The organism is Olsenella sp. oral taxon 807 (assembly GCF_001189515.2).
In the GTDB taxonomy this organism is placed as follows: Bacteria; Actinomycetota; Coriobacteriia; order Coriobacteriales; family Atopobiaceae; genus Olsenella_F.
This window is the reverse complement of sequence record NZ_CP012069.2, coordinates 1,379,152-1,393,059: the sequence shown is the minus strand read 5'-3', so window position 1 is coordinate 1,393,059 and position 13,908 is coordinate 1,379,152. Positions and strand designations below refer to the sequence as shown.

General features: G+C 63.6%; 13 protein-coding genes and 3 tRNA genes. 4 read left to right on the top strand and 12 right to left on the bottom strand.

Annotated elements, in window-relative coordinates; all coding sequences use genetic code 11:
• Positions 1–5 precede the first annotated feature (5 nt).
• From ADJ70_RS05960 to ADJ70_RS05925, 8 genes are all read right to left on the bottom strand, one after another.
• Positions 6–677, bottom strand: a complete 672-nt coding sequence (locus tag ADJ70_RS05960; protein WP_050344338.1) for a histidine phosphatase family protein — start codon at positions 675–677, stop codon at positions 6–8.
• Entirely contained in the window at positions 667–1,521 is an 855-nt protein-coding gene (locus ADJ70_RS05955; RefSeq protein WP_050344337.1) for a pseudouridine synthase, read from the bottom strand. The genes ADJ70_RS05960 and ADJ70_RS05955 overlap by 11 nt, the downstream gene beginning before the upstream one ends.
• A complete protein-coding gene (gene scpB, locus ADJ70_RS05950) occupies positions 1,499–2,164 on the bottom strand; it encodes an SMC-Scp complex subunit ScpB (RefSeq protein ID WP_050344336.1) in 666 nt (221 codons plus the stop codon). The genes ADJ70_RS05955 and scpB overlap by 23 nt, the downstream gene beginning before the upstream one ends.
• The gene (locus ADJ70_RS05945; RefSeq protein ID WP_050344335.1) at positions 2,164–2,970 is read right to left on the bottom strand and encodes a ScpA family protein; all 807 of its coding nucleotides are present in this window, start codon (positions 2,968–2,970) and stop codon (positions 2,164–2,166) included. The genes scpB and ADJ70_RS05945 overlap by 1 nt, the downstream gene beginning before the upstream one ends.
• A gap of 3 nt (positions 2,971–2,973) precedes the next feature.
• Positions 2,974–3,627 carry a site-2 protease family protein gene (locus ADJ70_RS05940; RefSeq protein ID WP_253273249.1) on the bottom strand — a complete coding sequence of 218 codons (654 nt, stop codon included), beginning with the start codon at positions 3,625–3,627 and terminating at the stop codon, positions 2,974–2,976.
• A 90-nt stretch (positions 3,628–3,717) separates the two neighbouring features.
• Positions 3,718–4,203 carry a hypothetical protein gene (locus tag ADJ70_RS05935; RefSeq protein ID WP_050344333.1) on the bottom strand — a complete coding sequence of 162 codons (486 nt, stop codon included), beginning with the start codon at positions 4,201–4,203 and terminating at the stop codon, positions 3,718–3,720.
• Complete coding sequence (gene abc-f / locus ADJ70_RS05930) at positions 4,196–6,199, bottom strand: ribosomal protection-like ABC-F family protein (RefSeq protein ID WP_050344332.1); 2,004 nt, start codon at positions 6,197–6,199, stop codon at positions 4,196–4,198. The genes ADJ70_RS05935 and abc-f overlap by 8 nt, the downstream gene beginning before the upstream one ends.
• A gap of 194 nt (positions 6,200–6,393) precedes the next feature.
• Positions 6,394–6,783 (bottom strand): hypothetical protein, encoded by a 390-nt coding sequence (locus ADJ70_RS05925; RefSeq protein WP_050344331.1) that lies wholly within the window; start codon positions 6,781–6,783, stop codon positions 6,394–6,396.
• An 83-nt stretch (positions 6,784–6,866) separates the two neighbouring features.
• Between ADJ70_RS05925 and ADJ70_RS05920 the strand changes: the two genes are divergently transcribed.
• The 4 genes from ADJ70_RS05920 (at position 6,867) to ADJ70_RS05905 (ending at position 8,104) form a co-directional block, all read left to right on the top strand.
• Positions 6,867–6,942 (top strand) — tRNA-Ala (locus ADJ70_RS05920).
• 45 nt (positions 6,943–6,987) lie between these two features.
• Positions 6,988–7,063, top strand: a tRNA-Ile gene (locus tag ADJ70_RS05915).
• Between the two features lie 236 nt (positions 7,064–7,299).
• Positions 7,300–7,374: transfer RNA gene (locus tag ADJ70_RS05910), tRNA-Val, on the top strand.
• A 349-nt stretch (positions 7,375–7,723) separates the two neighbouring features.
• Positions 7,724–8,104: a hypothetical protein gene (locus ADJ70_RS05905; protein ID WP_157051416.1), complete on the top strand. Its 381-nt coding sequence runs from the start codon at positions 7,724–7,726 to the stop codon at positions 8,102–8,104.
• A gap of 71 nt (positions 8,105–8,175) precedes the next feature.
• Here the strand turns inward: ADJ70_RS05905 and ADJ70_RS05900 are convergent, their stop codons facing one another.
• The 4 genes from ADJ70_RS05900 to ispG are packed head-to-tail and all read right to left on the bottom strand — an operon-like array spanning position 8,176 to position 13,901.
• Positions 8,176–8,823, bottom strand: coding sequence for an ABC transporter ATP-binding protein (locus ADJ70_RS05900; protein ID WP_050344811.1), 648 nt, complete (start codon positions 8,821–8,823; stop codon positions 8,176–8,178).
• Positions 8,823–10,988 (bottom strand): hypothetical protein, encoded by a 2,166-nt coding sequence (locus ADJ70_RS05895; RefSeq protein WP_157051415.1) that lies wholly within the window; start codon positions 10,986–10,988, stop codon positions 8,823–8,825. The genes ADJ70_RS05900 and ADJ70_RS05895 overlap by 1 nt, the downstream gene beginning before the upstream one ends.
• Before the next feature lie 11 nt (positions 10,989–10,999).
• Positions 11,000–12,715, bottom strand: a complete 1,716-nt coding sequence (locus ADJ70_RS05890; protein ID WP_050344328.1) for a proline--tRNA ligase — start codon at positions 12,713–12,715, stop codon at positions 11,000–11,002.
• Positions 12,716–12,770: 55 nt separating this feature from the next.
• Positions 12,771–13,901: a flavodoxin-dependent (E)-4-hydroxy-3-methylbut-2-enyl-diphosphate synthase gene (gene ispG, locus ADJ70_RS05885; protein ID WP_050344327.1), complete on the bottom strand. Its 1,131-nt coding sequence runs from the start codon at positions 13,899–13,901 to the stop codon at positions 12,771–12,773.
• Between the last annotated feature and the right edge of the window lie 7 nt (positions 13,902–13,908).

Sequence of the window (13,908 nt, the reverse complement as noted above, 5' to 3'; positions counted from 1 at the left end):
GGTGTCTACTCCTTCTCGAAGCTGTCTGCGACGTCAGCACCGAACAGCTCGGGCCTCCGCACCCTCTCGATGACCTCCTCGGGAGCAAGTCCCAGCGCACAGAGCGTGAACGTTTGACCATCACAGCTGAGCAGCTGCGAGCTCACGTTGGCAATCCTCATGTTCCAGAACGTCTTTACGGGCACGTCGAGGGCGGCACCCAGAAGCGCGCGGGAGACTCCCCCATGGGTGACGCAGGCGGTCCTGCCCTCCAGCGGGAAGAGCCTGTCGAGCACGCCCTTCGCTCGTGCAAGGAGGGTCTCGAAGCTCTCCGCGCCCGGCGCCGTGACGGAGTGGCCCTGTCCGTCAAAGGACCAGGGGAAGTGAAGGCCCCTCTTCGAGAGCTCCGATATCGTCAGGTCCTGAGCCGAACCAAACTCCATCTCCTGGAGGCCATCCTCGACCCTGCAGGGCACCTTGAGCCGCGAGGCGGCCTCCTCGGCGATCGACTTGCAGCGCGAGAGGGGCGAGGTCCAGATGCGGTCGGGCTTCCAGGCCTCGATCGCATCGATGGCCTGATACATCTGCCGCTCGCCTCTAGGCGTGAGGTCTACGTCCTTCCTGCCCGAGAGTACGTGTCGGGCGTTGGCGATCGTCTCGGGATGTCTCATGATGAGGATGTGTTGCCTAACGCCCATGCGATGTCCCCTTCCGTCCGGCCTTGGTCGTCATGTCCCCGGCGAGGGCCTCCACGGCCCTACGCTCCTCGTCCGTGAGCTCACGGGCTTGGCCGGATGCAAGCCCCGTGAGCCTGAGTGGCCCGAACTCGTCTCTGTGGAGACGCACGACCTCGTGGCCGGCAGCCTCGAGCATACGCTTCACCTGGTGCTTCTTGCCCTCGTGGATGGTGAGGCCGACAACGCTCATCCCCTGGGGCACACCCCTTGGACTCACGGACCTTGTCCTTTTGTCACCTTGGGCCAAAAGCTCCACCTTGGCGGGGCGCGCGACGTCATCGCCCATCCTGATGCCAGCCTCGATGCGCCTCAGCTCAGCCGTGCTCAGCGTCCCTCGGATGAGGGTCAGGTAGTGCTTCCATACGTGGCCAGAGGGGTGCAGCAGCCGGTTTCCCAGGTCTCCGTTGGTCGTGAAGAGGAGCAGTCCCGTCGCGTCCGCGTCGAGGCGCCCCACCGGATAGAGGCCTGGGTTTCTGTCAACGGGCACGAGCGAGGCGACGCAGGGCCTCCCTTGAGGATCGCTCATCGTCGTCACATAGCCCGCAGGCTTGTAGAGCATGAGGTGGCGGTGGGTGTCAGAGAGGTGGCAGGGCCTGCCGTCAACCGTAACGACGTCGTGGTCTACGTCAACCTTGCTTCCGAGCTCGCTTGTGACCCTGTCATTCACGCGAACGCGGCCTGTCCTCATGAGCTGCTCAGATCCCCTTCTGCTGGCCACGCCTGCGCGGGCGAGGAAGCGCTGGAGTCGCATGGTATGGGGGTGGACGCGGTCCACCCTAAGCTCACTGCCCTGCGTCATAGTCATCGCCTAAGAGCTCCCTCTCGTCATCAATGTCCTCGGATGCCTCCTCTAGGGTAGATGATATCGCCCCTCCCGAGAGACGCTCGCGGATGAAGCGCCTTGACTCCTCGTCGGGGGCGAAGTCCTCGAGCGGTGGTAGGTCCCTCAGGGACCTCAGGCCAAACTGCTCGAGGAAGCGCTGGGTTGTGCCAAAGAGGACGGCACCGTTCTTGGCACCCTCACGTCCCGCCTCACGGACGAGGCCCTTCTCCCTCAACGAGGCTATCACGCCGTCAGAGTTGACGCCACGCACCGCCCTCACCCCCTCGCGAGAGACCGGCTGATGGTAGGCGATGATCGAGAGCGTCTCGAGGGCAGCCTGCGAGAGACGACGGGTGTCCCAGCTAAGGACGTAGCTCTCCACCTGCTCATGGAAGGCAGGGTGGGTGAAGAGCCGCCAGCCCCCCGCGACCTCACGAAGTTGAAAGCCTCGGTTGGCGTCGGAGTACTCTGCCGAAAGTTCGGCCAACGCAGCTGACGCCTCGCCGGGCGTGATGTTCAGGGCACGCGCAAAGTCGCAGGCAGGCACCGCGTCGCTCGAGACGAGTAGTAGCGCTTCGAGGGATGCCTTGACAGAGCCTCCCGCCAGGCTCTCGAGTTCTCTCATCAGACGCCCTCCCCAACAACACTCAGCTCGTGCTCGTCAGCCTCAAAGGCCGCTGCTCCCTCCACATGGGCGACGTTGATCTCGCCGAAGGCCTCGGGCTGCGAGAGCATAACCGAGCCCCTCTTTGAGAGCTCGAGAAGCGCGAGGAAGGTCGCGACGATGGTCTCGACCCGAGGGTCATCCCCCACAAGCTCGGAGAAGGTCACAGTCTGCCTTGAGCGTGTGACGCGATCGACAGAGGCGACGACAAGGGCGATGGGAAGGCGTGTGGGCGCCACGTGCTCGGCCTCCAGAAGGAAGCTCTGCCTGCGGCTATCGAGGTCCGCGCAGATGACCGCGAGCGACCTTAGGGAGATTCCCGAGAGGAAGTCAGGCACAAGGCCAAGAAACTCTGGGTCGGGACCAACCGTGCGCGGCTCCATCATGCTCTCGGCCTCCATGCGTACGGCAAGGGCGGCTGCGACGGCCCTAAACTGCTTGTACGTGATGAGGCGGGCGATGAGCACCTCGCGCAGCTCGTCAGGCGAGAGGTTCGCGAGCTCGTCGTCTTCGTCCTCGACGGCGCTCGTGCGCACGTCACTGGGAACGAGCGCCGCCGCCTTCATGTCGAGGAGCGTGGAGGCTACGAGCAAGAAGTCGCTTGCCACCTCGAGGTCAAAGCCACCCATGGCCTCCACCTCAGAGAGGTACTGGTCTGCGACCTTTGCGATGGAGATGGACCCTATGGCGACCTTCTGCCTGCTGACGAGCTGCAGCAGAAGGTCGAAGGGACCCGAGTACGCCTTTGTCCTTACGCTGAACGACATGAGCTAGGTCGCCATGCCCGAATGCAAGAGCAGGTTGAATAGGTTGCCTGCGGTCGCGTCGAGGTACAGGTCGATGAGGTCAACGCCAAGCACCCTCGGCAGCAAGAAGAGGACGGCAAACAGAATCGCCATCGAGTAGCGCTGCAGCTCGTAGTACCTCTGGAGCGCCTCGCCCTCCAAGAAGACCGTGAAGATCTTCGAGCCGTCGAGCGGCGGCAGGGGAATCAGGTTGAAGAAGGCCAGTACGCAGTTCAGGTAGACATAAAGTTCAAGTATGAGCAGGGCAACGACCACCGGCGTGTTGAACGTTGCGCTTGAAACGATAAAAACCCGCACGAGCGCACAGACGATCGTGCCAATGAAGGCTTGGAGGAGGTTGCTGATGGGTCCCGCCACCGCGACCAGAAACTCATCCCTCCGACGATTCCTGAGGTTGTAGGGGTTATAGGGGACGGGTCTCGCCCAGCCGAAGGAGTATCCGCTCGCGAGGGACAGGACGAACGGAAGCAGCACCGTACCGATGGGATCGATATGGGCCAACGGGTTCAGTGTGAGGCGACCCTGGTCCTTGGCGGTCGTATCCCCGCACCTGTACGCGACGAAGGCGTGCGCGGCCTCATGCACGGACAGCGCGATGATGAAAAGAACGATGGACACAACGGCAAATACGTCTCTTGACATTACGATGGACGTGGCGGAATGTACGATATCTGACGGTGAAGAATTCACGAGCACCTTCTCTCTTGCTCACGCAGGGCGAAGTCTATACGCACAGCGTACGAGCAGCCAGTCACTCACGAACAATACGATAGAGGCTATCACGAAATCGCCCCTGAGCGCGCCGCCGAGTGGCGTCTCGAAGACGAACGTCCCCTGAAGGGCCGACGGCAGCAGTGACGACATCGTTCTCGTGGCCTCGATAAGAGAGGGGCGTAGCACTCCGATGGCGACGACGCCCACCGTGACGACAAACGCCAGCGCGATCGCGAGGGCTCTGCACGCCAGGGCGAGCAGGCGGATCAGGAGACTGAGCGGGACCCGTAGGATGGGTGCAGGCCCCCCTCTCTTCCGCGTGCCCGCAGGCTCATCCTTCCCGAGGTAGATGTAGCCTTCGCGACTGGGGCTTGGCACGGGGGCCTGAGAGGGTTGGTCAACGTTGTTGCGTCCCGTGGCGCTTTGAACCCTCGTGACGCCGACGTCGCTCTTGTCGCTGAAGTGTGCGCCCTCAGGCATTGGCACTCCCCTCGACGCGCTCGCTCAGCTCGAGCCACTCCTCCTCGAGGGCCGGTATCTTTTTGGCGAGCGCGTTGTATTCCTTCATGCAACGGTCGAACTCGTCGGCATTGGCATAGAGCTCCTCGGAGGCCATGAGCTCCATAAGCTCCTCATAACGCTTCTGGGCGGGCTTGAGAGCCAGCTCCACCTGTTTGAGGCGACGCCTCTCCTCGCGGACCGCCCGGTTGGCGGCGTTTCTGGCCTCGGCCTCCGCGCGGCGCCGCTCCTTGGTCTTGACGTTGCGGCCTGCGGGCCGTGCCGTGTCGCCGCTGCCGCCCTGGGCCTTGCCTGCGTTTGCGGACGCCTCGGCAAGGACTGCTCGTGCGGGCGCGCTTCCTGCGCGCCCCTCGAGCTCGGCTCGCTTGTAGAGAAAGTAGTCGTAGTCGCCGTCGTAGAGCGTGACCTTGTGGTCGCGCACGTCAACGACCTTGTTGGCCACGGCCCTCACGAGGTGCTCGTCGTGGCTGATGAGCACGAGGGTGCCCGGGAAGCTGACGAGCGCATCCTCGAGCACGCTGACCGAGTCGATATCGAGGTGGTTCGTGGGCTCGTCCAGGCACAGCAGCGGGTCAGGTGCCACAAGCATGCGGGCGAGGGCGAGGCGGGCCTTCTCGCCGCCCGAGAGCACGCCGACCCTCTTGTCGACGTCATCGCCGTGGAAGAGGAAGGCGCCAAGGAGCCTTCGCTCCTCAGATGACGTCCAGCCCGGTGCCGCCTCGTCCATCTCTTGGAGCACGGTCATGGACTCTTTGAGGGTCTCGAGCTGGTGTTGCGCGTAGTAGGACTGGGTCACGTTCTGGCCCAGCTCGACGGTTCCCGCCGTCGGACCCTCGCGACCGCAGATGAGCTTCATGAGAGTGGACTTGCCCGCGCCGTTTGGCCCCACGAGCGCAACGTGGTCGCCGCGGTACAGCTTGAGGTCGACGCCCTCATAGACGAGGTTCTTTCCATAGGCCTTTGCGACGCCTTCGAGCGAGACCACAAGATCGCCCGTACGTGGCGGGTCTGGGAACTTAAAGCGCAGCCTCTTGGGGGCTTCGGGAAGCGTCACGAGTTCCTCCTGGACCTTCTCGATGCGACGGATGCGCTCCTGGACCTGCCTGGCCTTCGTCGGCTTGTAGCGGAACTTGTCCACGAAGACCTGCATGTGGTTGATATCACGCTCCTGGGCGGCCCGCTTGGCACGAAGCTGCTCGAGGTTGTCCTCCCTCTGTCGGAGGTAGTTGGAGTAATTGCCCACGTAGGTTACGAGGCGCTTGTTCTCAAGTGACGCGATGTGGCTCACGCAGGCATCCATGAACGAGCGGTCGTGGCTCACGAGGAGCACGGCACCGTCGTAGGACGAGATGAACGACTCAAGCCAACCTACGCTCTCGAGGTCGAGATGGTTGGTGGGCTCGTCCAAAAGCAGTAGGTCGGGGTGGCGAAGAAGCAGCTTCGAGAGGGCGATGCGCATCTGCCAGCCACCCGAGAACTCGGCTGCGGGCTTGGCGAGGTCTTGGGTGGGAAAGCCGAGCCCGCACAGAATCTGGCGGGCCCTGGCCTCGAGCGCGTAGCCGCCGAGCCGCTCAAAGCGGTCCTGAGCCTGCCCGTAGCGCTCAAGGAGCCTCTGGTCCTCGCCAGAGGTCTCGGCAATCTGATGTTCCATCTTTTTGATGCGGGCCTCCAGCTTGCGGATCTCGACGGCGGAGTCAACAACCTCGCTAAGCGCGCTCTTCGTTCCCGAGATCAGAGTCTCCTGCTCGAGGTAGCCAAGGGTGATGTCCTTGGCGAAGCTCACCGTTCCCTCGTCTGCGCCCTCCTGTCCCATGATGATCCTGAGGAGGGTCGTCTTACCGGCGCCATTCGGACCGACGAGCCCCCAGCGCTCTCCTGCATTGAGCTGTAGGGTGGCTGCCGAGTACAGGATCCGACCACCGAAGGACTTTGATATCTTGTCTGCGAGAGCGATCAAGCGCCATGCCTTTCTGCGATGCGCGGGGCATTCCGAGTGAGTGTACTTGAGAACACAGGGATGTGTACCCATTTGCGCGGGCTTTGCCCACAGATACCACGCGGCGTCCACCGACGGAATACAGTGCCCACCAGCATCGGGATCTGAGCGGCTGTGTGGGCCGGCAGGACAAGGCAGCCTCTCTGGACGCTATGCTAGCGGTCTGACGTGAGGTGAATGGCAAAGCCAGCGATCTGTCGCTTGAAGTAGACGAGACGAATCGAGCCGTCGGGGTTCAGTACCCGCAGCGTGGGGTCAGCCTCGAAGCCACGCTCTCCAAACCACCTGAGGGCCGCTGGGATGTCATTCACATAGAACCCGATGTGTCCCTTCTCGCCGCGACTCGCGCCTGGGCGCATGACCTCAACGAGGGTTCCCGCAAAGACTGAGATGGGGGCGGATACCTCTCGCCTCAGGCCCATGAGAGACGAGAAGAGGCCGACGATCTCCTCCACCTCCTCGTCGGTCGCGGCGTTGATGCCGATGTGGGAGATGTGCAGGTCGAAGAGTTCTACGGGATCCTGTACGTTGCGAGCGTTTACCATGGCTTCTCCATCTGCTTGGGTCTATCGGAAAAATGCCCTTGACCGGACGGTCACGTTTGCTAATATAACTCATGCACCAATGCGGGGAATTAGCTCAGTTGGGAGAGCGCATGACTGGCAGTCATGAGGTCAGGGGTTCGAACCCCCTATTCTCCACCATGTGAGTGAGGGCGGCGGCCGAGGCCGTCGCTTTTTCTTTGTTTCGGGCCTATGGCGCAACGGTTAGCGCAGGGGACTCATAATCCCTGGGTTGGGAGTTCAAATCTCTCTGGGCCCACCACATCTGAGAGATCCGCCTGCCCCAGCCGGGCAGGCGGATATGCCTCTTTGTGCGCCTCGACACACCCTCGTAAGAATCTGACGCGCTCCATTGCAAGGCCATAATGCCAAACTGCTGGTGGCACGACCGTGGGACCTACCCGCGAGAAGGTGCCAGCATCTTACCTACCGCGCCTCCACAACCCATGATTCTCGGTCGGACTGGGGGACACATCTGCTACGATGGCGTAGCGAAACGGGCGATTGGCTCAGGGGTAGAGCACTTCCTTCACACGGAAGGGGTCGCTGGTTCAAATCCAGCATCGCCCACCAGACAAATTCACGAAGTGAGTGATTCACTCACTTCGTTTTTGCGATGTGAGTGATTTTTGCGCCAAAATGGGAGTGTGTCACACTGGGCTGTTTTTCATACATGCAGGTCAAAGGCTTATTGAAGCTAAGCTCGAAGTGAGTGAATCACTCACTTCGTCCTTGCGTTGTGAGTGAATCACTCACTTCGTGAGGCTCTGCGCCGCCCGAAGGATCAGCCGCCCGAAGGATCAGTTTGCTCGCCCTGCACGTGTTGAGGCCGGGGCCGCCGGAAGGAGATTTTTAGGATGCGTGGCGGGGATCCTCGGTTAGACTGGTTGAGATGACGTCGCGCAGGGAGGATGAGAGAGCTATGCCCCAAGACTCCAGAAATCTAAAAATTACCTGTCTTGTAATTTTGGCCTTCGGGCTTGTGAGCCTCCTGTTTGGCGCCGTGGTCATCCTTCCGGCTGAGCCGCTGCCAACCGGACCCATTGCCCTCGTGGACAGCGTCCTCGCACTGTTTCTTGGCGTGCAGGGTGCGCGCTGGGCGAACGTTCCCTCCAACGCGAAGCGGGTGATGCGCGCGGCTGTAGTCGTGCTAGTGCTCTCCCTGCTCCTCTCCCTACTCGTCGTCCTCATCACGCAGGGTACGGCCGTTGACGCCCTCGCGGTCACGGTCGGGGCGGCCCTCTTGTCGCTGGCCATCCTGCTGCTCGCTCGCGTCGTCGCACGGCGGCTCGAGAGGGCGTAGCGAGCGCGCGGCCCGGCAGTCCAGCAGCTCGCGCGTCAAGGCTCACGGTTGCCCGTGGGCGTCGGGCCCGCTCACAGGCGGATGGCTCGGTCGCAGGCTTGCCAGACCGTGGGGTCGTGCGTCACTGCGAGCACCGTCTTGCCTCCCTCGGCCATCTGACGCAGGAGAGAGACGATTGCATCGCGGTTTGCGGCGTCGAGCGACCCTGTGGGTTCGTCGGCCAGTATGAGGTCACCCGGCTTGACGATGCAGCGCGCGAGCGCCACCCGCTGCTGCTCGCCGCCCGAGAGCTCGAACACCCTGCGCGTGAGGTAGCCTTCGAGCCCCACGCGCTTGAGCGCGTCCTCGATGCGTGCCCTGCCCTTTTGCCTCGAGACCCGCGCGTAGCGCAGTGCCATCATGAGGTTTTTCTCGACCGTCTCGCTCTCCACGAGGGCGAAGCTCTGGAAGAGGTAGTTGATGCGACTGCGGACGATGCGCTGCGCCCCTCGAGAGCCCACCTTTGGCGCGGGGGTACCAAACAGACGCAGCTCGCCCGCATCGAAGCCCTCCAGCAGGCCGATGATGTTCAGAAGGGTAGACTTCCCGCAGCCAGACGGACCGGTGACGGCCACCATCGAGCCGACGGTGAGCTCGAGCGTGAAGTTGTCGAGCACGACGTGCGCGCCAAAGGCCTTGCGAAGGCCCGTCGCGACGACGGCAGGTCCCAGATCTCCCATCATGCCCCCCTCTCGGTGACGATGACGCGACGTCTCTCGTACATGCGGATGAGGATGAAGAAGATGACGGCATCGAGGGCGAGTGCGGCACCTCCGATCGCCAGCGAGACGTCGCCCGCACCGCCGAGGCGCATGCAGGCAAGCCCTGCCGTGGCGATAAGGACCCAGGCGACGAGCACCCGTCCATGTCGTGCGGCCCACCCCCATCCGAGCATTCTCTGGATGCTCAGCTGACGACGGCGTGCTAGCACCATGAGTCCGGCGACAAGGAGATCCGACACCACACCGAGCGCGAAGATGGACGTGATGGAGAGTAGCACGAGGGCAAGCGCCTGCGCCTGCACGGTGGCCTGTGATCGATACGCCTCGGCGAGGGTCACGACCTGGATGTCGTCCTCGGCAAAGCCGTGGCTGTCAAGGTAGCCCTTGAGCTGCGTGGCCTCCTGCTCGCCTATGGGCAGCTTGAGCGGGAAGCCCACACCGCTCCTCACAAGCCCGGAGCGCTCCATGTTGGTGATGTTGGCCTTGGTAAGGACGAGGAACACCGGGTCGTCCACCATGTTTCCGCTGGCCTCGCCGACGCGCCTGTCATACGAGAAGAACGATTTGCCGCCCTCGTAGACCAAGCACAGCATCTCGCCGCTGCGCTTCGCGCCACCCTCCTTCCACCTGAGCGCCTCCGCCTCGAAGAGCGTGCCGTCAAGCCACTGCGCGTAGGCCCTGGCCGCCTCCCGCTGCTCAGAGGACATCGTGGAGGGAACGAGCAGAACGCGCCTCGCCTCGTCCTCGTCTATAGCGATCGTGCCCCCGTCAACCGAGCTGAGGGCCGCCTGCCTGAGGTAGTTCACGTTGACTGACATCTGAGCCCAGCTCCCCTCGCAGGTAACGCCTGCCACCGCGCACTTTGCTGGCGTGACCGTCGAGGCACTCACGAAGCGTCCGCCATAGGAGTCGTTCAGCAGCTCGTAGAGGGAGGCGAACTTGTCCTCATGGCTCGTGTCACCCACCGAGCTGCTCCGAACCTGCTCCGAGGTCAGCTTCGAGCTCTCCAGCACGTACAGCTCACCGTGACGCTCCCAGAGCGAAAGGTCGCGCAGGGTGGCAAGTGTCTCGCTAAAGATTCCCGACATGGCGGCCGTCCATATGAGCACGGCCGCGACGATGGCAAGCTTCACGACAGCCGCGATCCCCACAGGCAGCCTCAGCGAGAACGCCCGTCCGATGGCCGCCGTCGCGGGTATCGACGAGACGACGGCGAGGGCGGTAAGCCCCGCCAGGGCGCTCAGGCACACGAGCCCCACCTGGAGGGCCACGAGCAGGGCAAGAAACTCAAAGGACAGAGGTGCCACGAGGGCAAGGATCGCCACGTCGCAGAGGATGGCCGCAGCGAGCTGCGCTGCGAGCGCCGGCGTGATGAGCTGCAGCCAGATGGCCAGCCTGCCCCAGCCAAGCAGCCTCTCGACCCCGATGACCTTCGAGTGCGCGACCGGGGCACAGCCGACGAACATGAGGTACGCGAGCAGGCAGAGAAAGGCGATGCCGCCCAAGGCCGCGGGCATTCCCCCCAAGGAGCGCAGCTGATGGGTATGCACAACCGCGAGCTCGTCCTTTGGCACGCCCAAGGTGAGGGAGAAGGCGTCCAGCACCGCGTCCTTGTCAAACGGTCTTGTGGAGACGACACGAAAGACGCCCTGGGCGTCGGTCTCCTCAGGAGAGAAGAGCGAACCCGCGTGCAGGGTCACCTCCATGTTGTTGCCGAACTCGTATATCGTGCCGACCTGTTCGGGCTCGCCCGTCTGGCGGCTCGACAACCACTCCCCGTCTTCGGTCGGCAACCGACCCGAGCTCAGCCTCAGCTGCTCTGTGGGAAAGCTGTCCCAGTTAAAGCGGCCATAGAACTCAACCCTGCTCGTACCGCCCTCCGAGAGCCTGTCAACCTCCCTCATGACGGAGACGCCGTGGCACGAGCAGGCAAGCTTGGCAGCCGCGTCCACAGCCTGCGTGGAGTGACCTGGGCCACTCAGCTGAAAGACAAGGGTGTACTCGCCTGTCCCAAGCTGGGCGATCCTTTCCGCATCCATGAAGTCCCACACGAGTAGAAAGAGGCCAGAGGCCACCGCCAGAAAGAGGGAGGCCGCGACGGACATGCCGACCCATTTTCTCATGGTGTCCCTATCTATTTGCGCCCTGCGGCGACGAGCTGAGCGACCCGCTCGACGGCCTCGCCCACGGGTAGCTCCTGGCGCTCGCCCCCCGCACGATGCTTGAGCTCGACCACACCCTTCTTGAGGCCGCGTGCGCCGCATACGATCTGGTAGGGAAAGCCCATGAGGTCCGCGTCATTGAACTTGACGCCGGGGCGCTCCGTGCGGTCGTCTACGACGACCTCGACGCCTGCGCGCACAAGTCCCTCTGCAATGTCTTGTGCCACAGGCCATACCAGTTCATCGTCCACGTCCAGCGCGATGATCTCGACCTCAAAGGGCGTGACGGAGACGGGCCAGATGATGCCGTGCTCGTCGTGGTGCTGCTCGACGATTGCGGCAAGCGTGCGAGACACGCCTATTCCGTAGCATCCCATGAGGAAGGGGCGCTCGTGCCCGCTCTCGTCCGTGAAGGTCGCGCCCAGGGACTTCGAGTACTTAGTTCCCAGTTGGAAGACCTGGCTCACCTCGATGCCGCGTGCACCCGCAAGCACCGCCCCGCAGGAGGGGCACCGGTCCTTTGCCTTGGCGGTGATGACATCGACCCACTCGCCGATGGAGAAGTCACGCCCCGCCCTGGCATGGAGGAAGTGGTAATCCACCTCGTTGGCGCCGACGAGCCACCACTCGGAGGACCTGAGCGAGGCGTCGGCGCAGACGCGCACGCCCTGAGGCAGCCCGACCGGACCGATGAAGCCCTTCACAAGGCTGCAGCTCGCGAGCTCCTCGTCACTCATGAGATGGTAGTCCCCGAAGGCGTGATGGGCCTTGACGTCGTTCATCTCGTGATCCCCGGGGACGAAGCAGACCGTGGGTCTGCCACCTCCGTCGATGAGGGCGAGGGCCTTGCGGGTGGCGGACTTACTGACGTGCAACAGGGCCGCCACGTCAGCGATGCTGCCCGCCCCGGGGGTGTGAATCTTCTCCAGCTCGCCGACCGTCCCTTCCCCGACCGCTGCCACAGCCGTCGCCGCCTCAGTATCCGCCGCAAATCCGCACGCCTCGCAGTAGACGAGCTCCGCCTCGCCGGCATCGGCAAGCGCCATGAACTCGATCGAGCTGTCGCCACCGATCTGGCCCGAGTCGGCGGCGACGGGAAGCGCACGCAGGCAACAGCGCTCGCAGATCTTGGCGTAGGCGGCCTTCTCCTGCTCGTAGCACTCCTGCAGGGACTCTTGGGTCGCGCTGAACGAGTAGGCATCCTTCATGATGAACTCTCGCCCACGCATGAGCCCAAAGCGGGGCCTCAGCTCGTCGCGGAACTTATCCTGGATCTGGTAGAGCGTGACAGGGAGTTGCCTGTAGCTCTTGAGCTCGCCGCGCACGAGGTCGGTGAAGGTCTCCTCGTGGGTGGGGCCGAGTGCAAAGCTGCGGTCGTGGCGGTCGGTGAGACGCATGAGCTCAGGCCCGTAGTCATCCCAGCGGCCGCTCTGCTGCCAGAGCTCGCCATCGGTGAGGATGGGGACCTCCATCTCTTGGGCGCCGATGGCCTCCATCTCGTCACGGATGATGTCCTCTATCTTCCTGATGGACCTCCAGGCAAGTGGGAGGTAGCTGTAGAGGCCCGAGGCCTCCCTGCGTATCATGCCTGCGCGAAGCAGCAGCCTGTGACTCGCCAGCTCGGCCTCCGCAGGATCCTCCTTGAGTGTAGGGGCGTAGAGCCTCGACATCCTCATGTAGCCTCTCACTGTGCTTCCTTTCGCGTTGGTCCCGTGGCCCAGCGATCCCTCGCCGTCTGGGACGCTATGGGGCGATATCAGTCCTGCGATCGTCTGGCGTGGTCTTGCCCGCAAACCTCCGCTCGATCTCCGCCATGAGCTCATCGACGATCCTGTCCTCGGGGACATCGCGGATCTTCTTGCCGTTCTCGAAGAGGACCCCCTGGCCGTGCCCGCAGGCGACTCCGAGGTCGGCGTCTCTGGCCTCACCTGGACCGTTCACCACACAGCCCATCACGGCCACCGAGATGGGGGCCTCCACGCTCACGAGACGCCTCTGGACCTCCTCGGCCATGTCAATGAGGCTAACTTGGCAGCGACCGCAGGTGGGGCAGCTCACGAGTTCGGGATGGAGCCTCCTCATGCCGAGGGCCGAGAGTAGGTCCCAGGCCACACGCACCTCCTCGAGGGGGTCTGCCGTGAGCGAGAGGCGCATCGTGTCACCGATGCCCTCCTCAAGCAGGATGCCCACGGCCGCGCAGTTCTTGACGGTCCCCTGCCTGAGCGTCCCGGCCTCGGTGACGCCCACGTGGAGCGGCACCTGGGGAAGTTCCCTCGAGAGGGCGCGGTAGGTGGCGAGCGTGGTGGGGACCGAATGTGCCTTGGCGGAGAGCACGACGTCCGTAAACCCCCGCTCCTCGAAGTGCTCCACGAAGGAGACGGACGAGGACACGAGTTTCTCGGGCAGGGTCAGGTCCTGTCTCTCGTCAACTTTGCGATCGAGAGAACCGGCGTTCACGCCTATCCGAATGGGAATGTTGGCCTCGCCCGCCGCGTCTATGACCGCATCGACTCGCTTGAAGGACCCGATGTTTCCCGGGTTCACGCGCAGGGCCGCAGCGCCCCTTCGCGCCGCCTCGATGGCGAGCCGATGGTCAAAGTGGATGTCCGCAACGACGGGAAGGGGACTGAGCCGGCAGATCTCGCCAAAGCCGTCGAGCACGGCGGCGTTGGGCACGGCGACGCGAATGATCTCGCAGCCCTCCTCGGCGAGGTGTGCGATCTGGGACAGGGTGGAGCTGGGGTCGTCCGTCTTGGTCGTGCACATCGACTGGACGGAGACGGGAGCACCACCGCCGACGGGCACCTTGCCCACATGCAACTGGCGCGTCCTGTCGCGCGCGGCCAAGATCCCCTCTGTGTGCTCTGAGGCCATGCGTCTC

Bases quoted from the DNA above. Each gene is read 5' to 3' on its own strand.
- ADJ70_RS05900 (WP_050344811.1), bottom strand. From the start codon at position 8,823: ATGGGAGATCTGGGACCTGCCGTCGTCGCGACGGGCCTTCGCAAGGCC.
- ADJ70_RS05935 (WP_050344333.1), bottom strand. From the start codon at position 4,203: ATGCCTGAGGGCGCACACTTCAGCGACAAGAGCGACGTCGGCGTCACG.
- ADJ70_RS05905 (WP_157051416.1), top strand. From the start codon at position 7,724: ATGCCCCAAGACTCCAGAAATCTAAAAATTACCTGTCTTGTAATTTTG.
- ADJ70_RS05955 (WP_050344337.1), bottom strand. From the start codon at position 1,521: ATGACTATGACGCAGGGCAGTGAGCTTAGGGTGGACCGCGTCCACCCC.
- scpB (WP_050344336.1), bottom strand. From the start codon at position 2,164: ATGAGAGAACTCGAGAGCCTGGCGGGAGGCTCTGTCAAGGCATCCCTC.
- ispG (WP_050344327.1), bottom strand. From the start codon at position 13,901: ATGGCCTCAGAGCACACAGAGGGGATCTTGGCCGCGCGCGACAGGACG.
- ADJ70_RS05895 (WP_157051415.1), bottom strand. From the start codon at position 10,988: ATGAGAAAATGGGTCGGCATGTCCGTCGCGGCCTCCCTCTTTCTGGCG.
- ADJ70_RS05925 (WP_050344331.1), bottom strand. From the start codon at position 6,783: ATGGTAAACGCTCGCAACGTACAGGATCCCGTAGAACTCTTCGACCTG.
- ADJ70_RS05945 (WP_050344335.1), bottom strand. From the start codon at position 2,970: ATGTCGTTCAGCGTAAGGACAAAGGCGTACTCGGGTCCCTTCGACCTT.
- ADJ70_RS05960 (WP_050344338.1), bottom strand. From the start codon at position 677: ATGGGCGTTAGGCAACACATCCTCATCATGAGACATCCCGAGACGATC.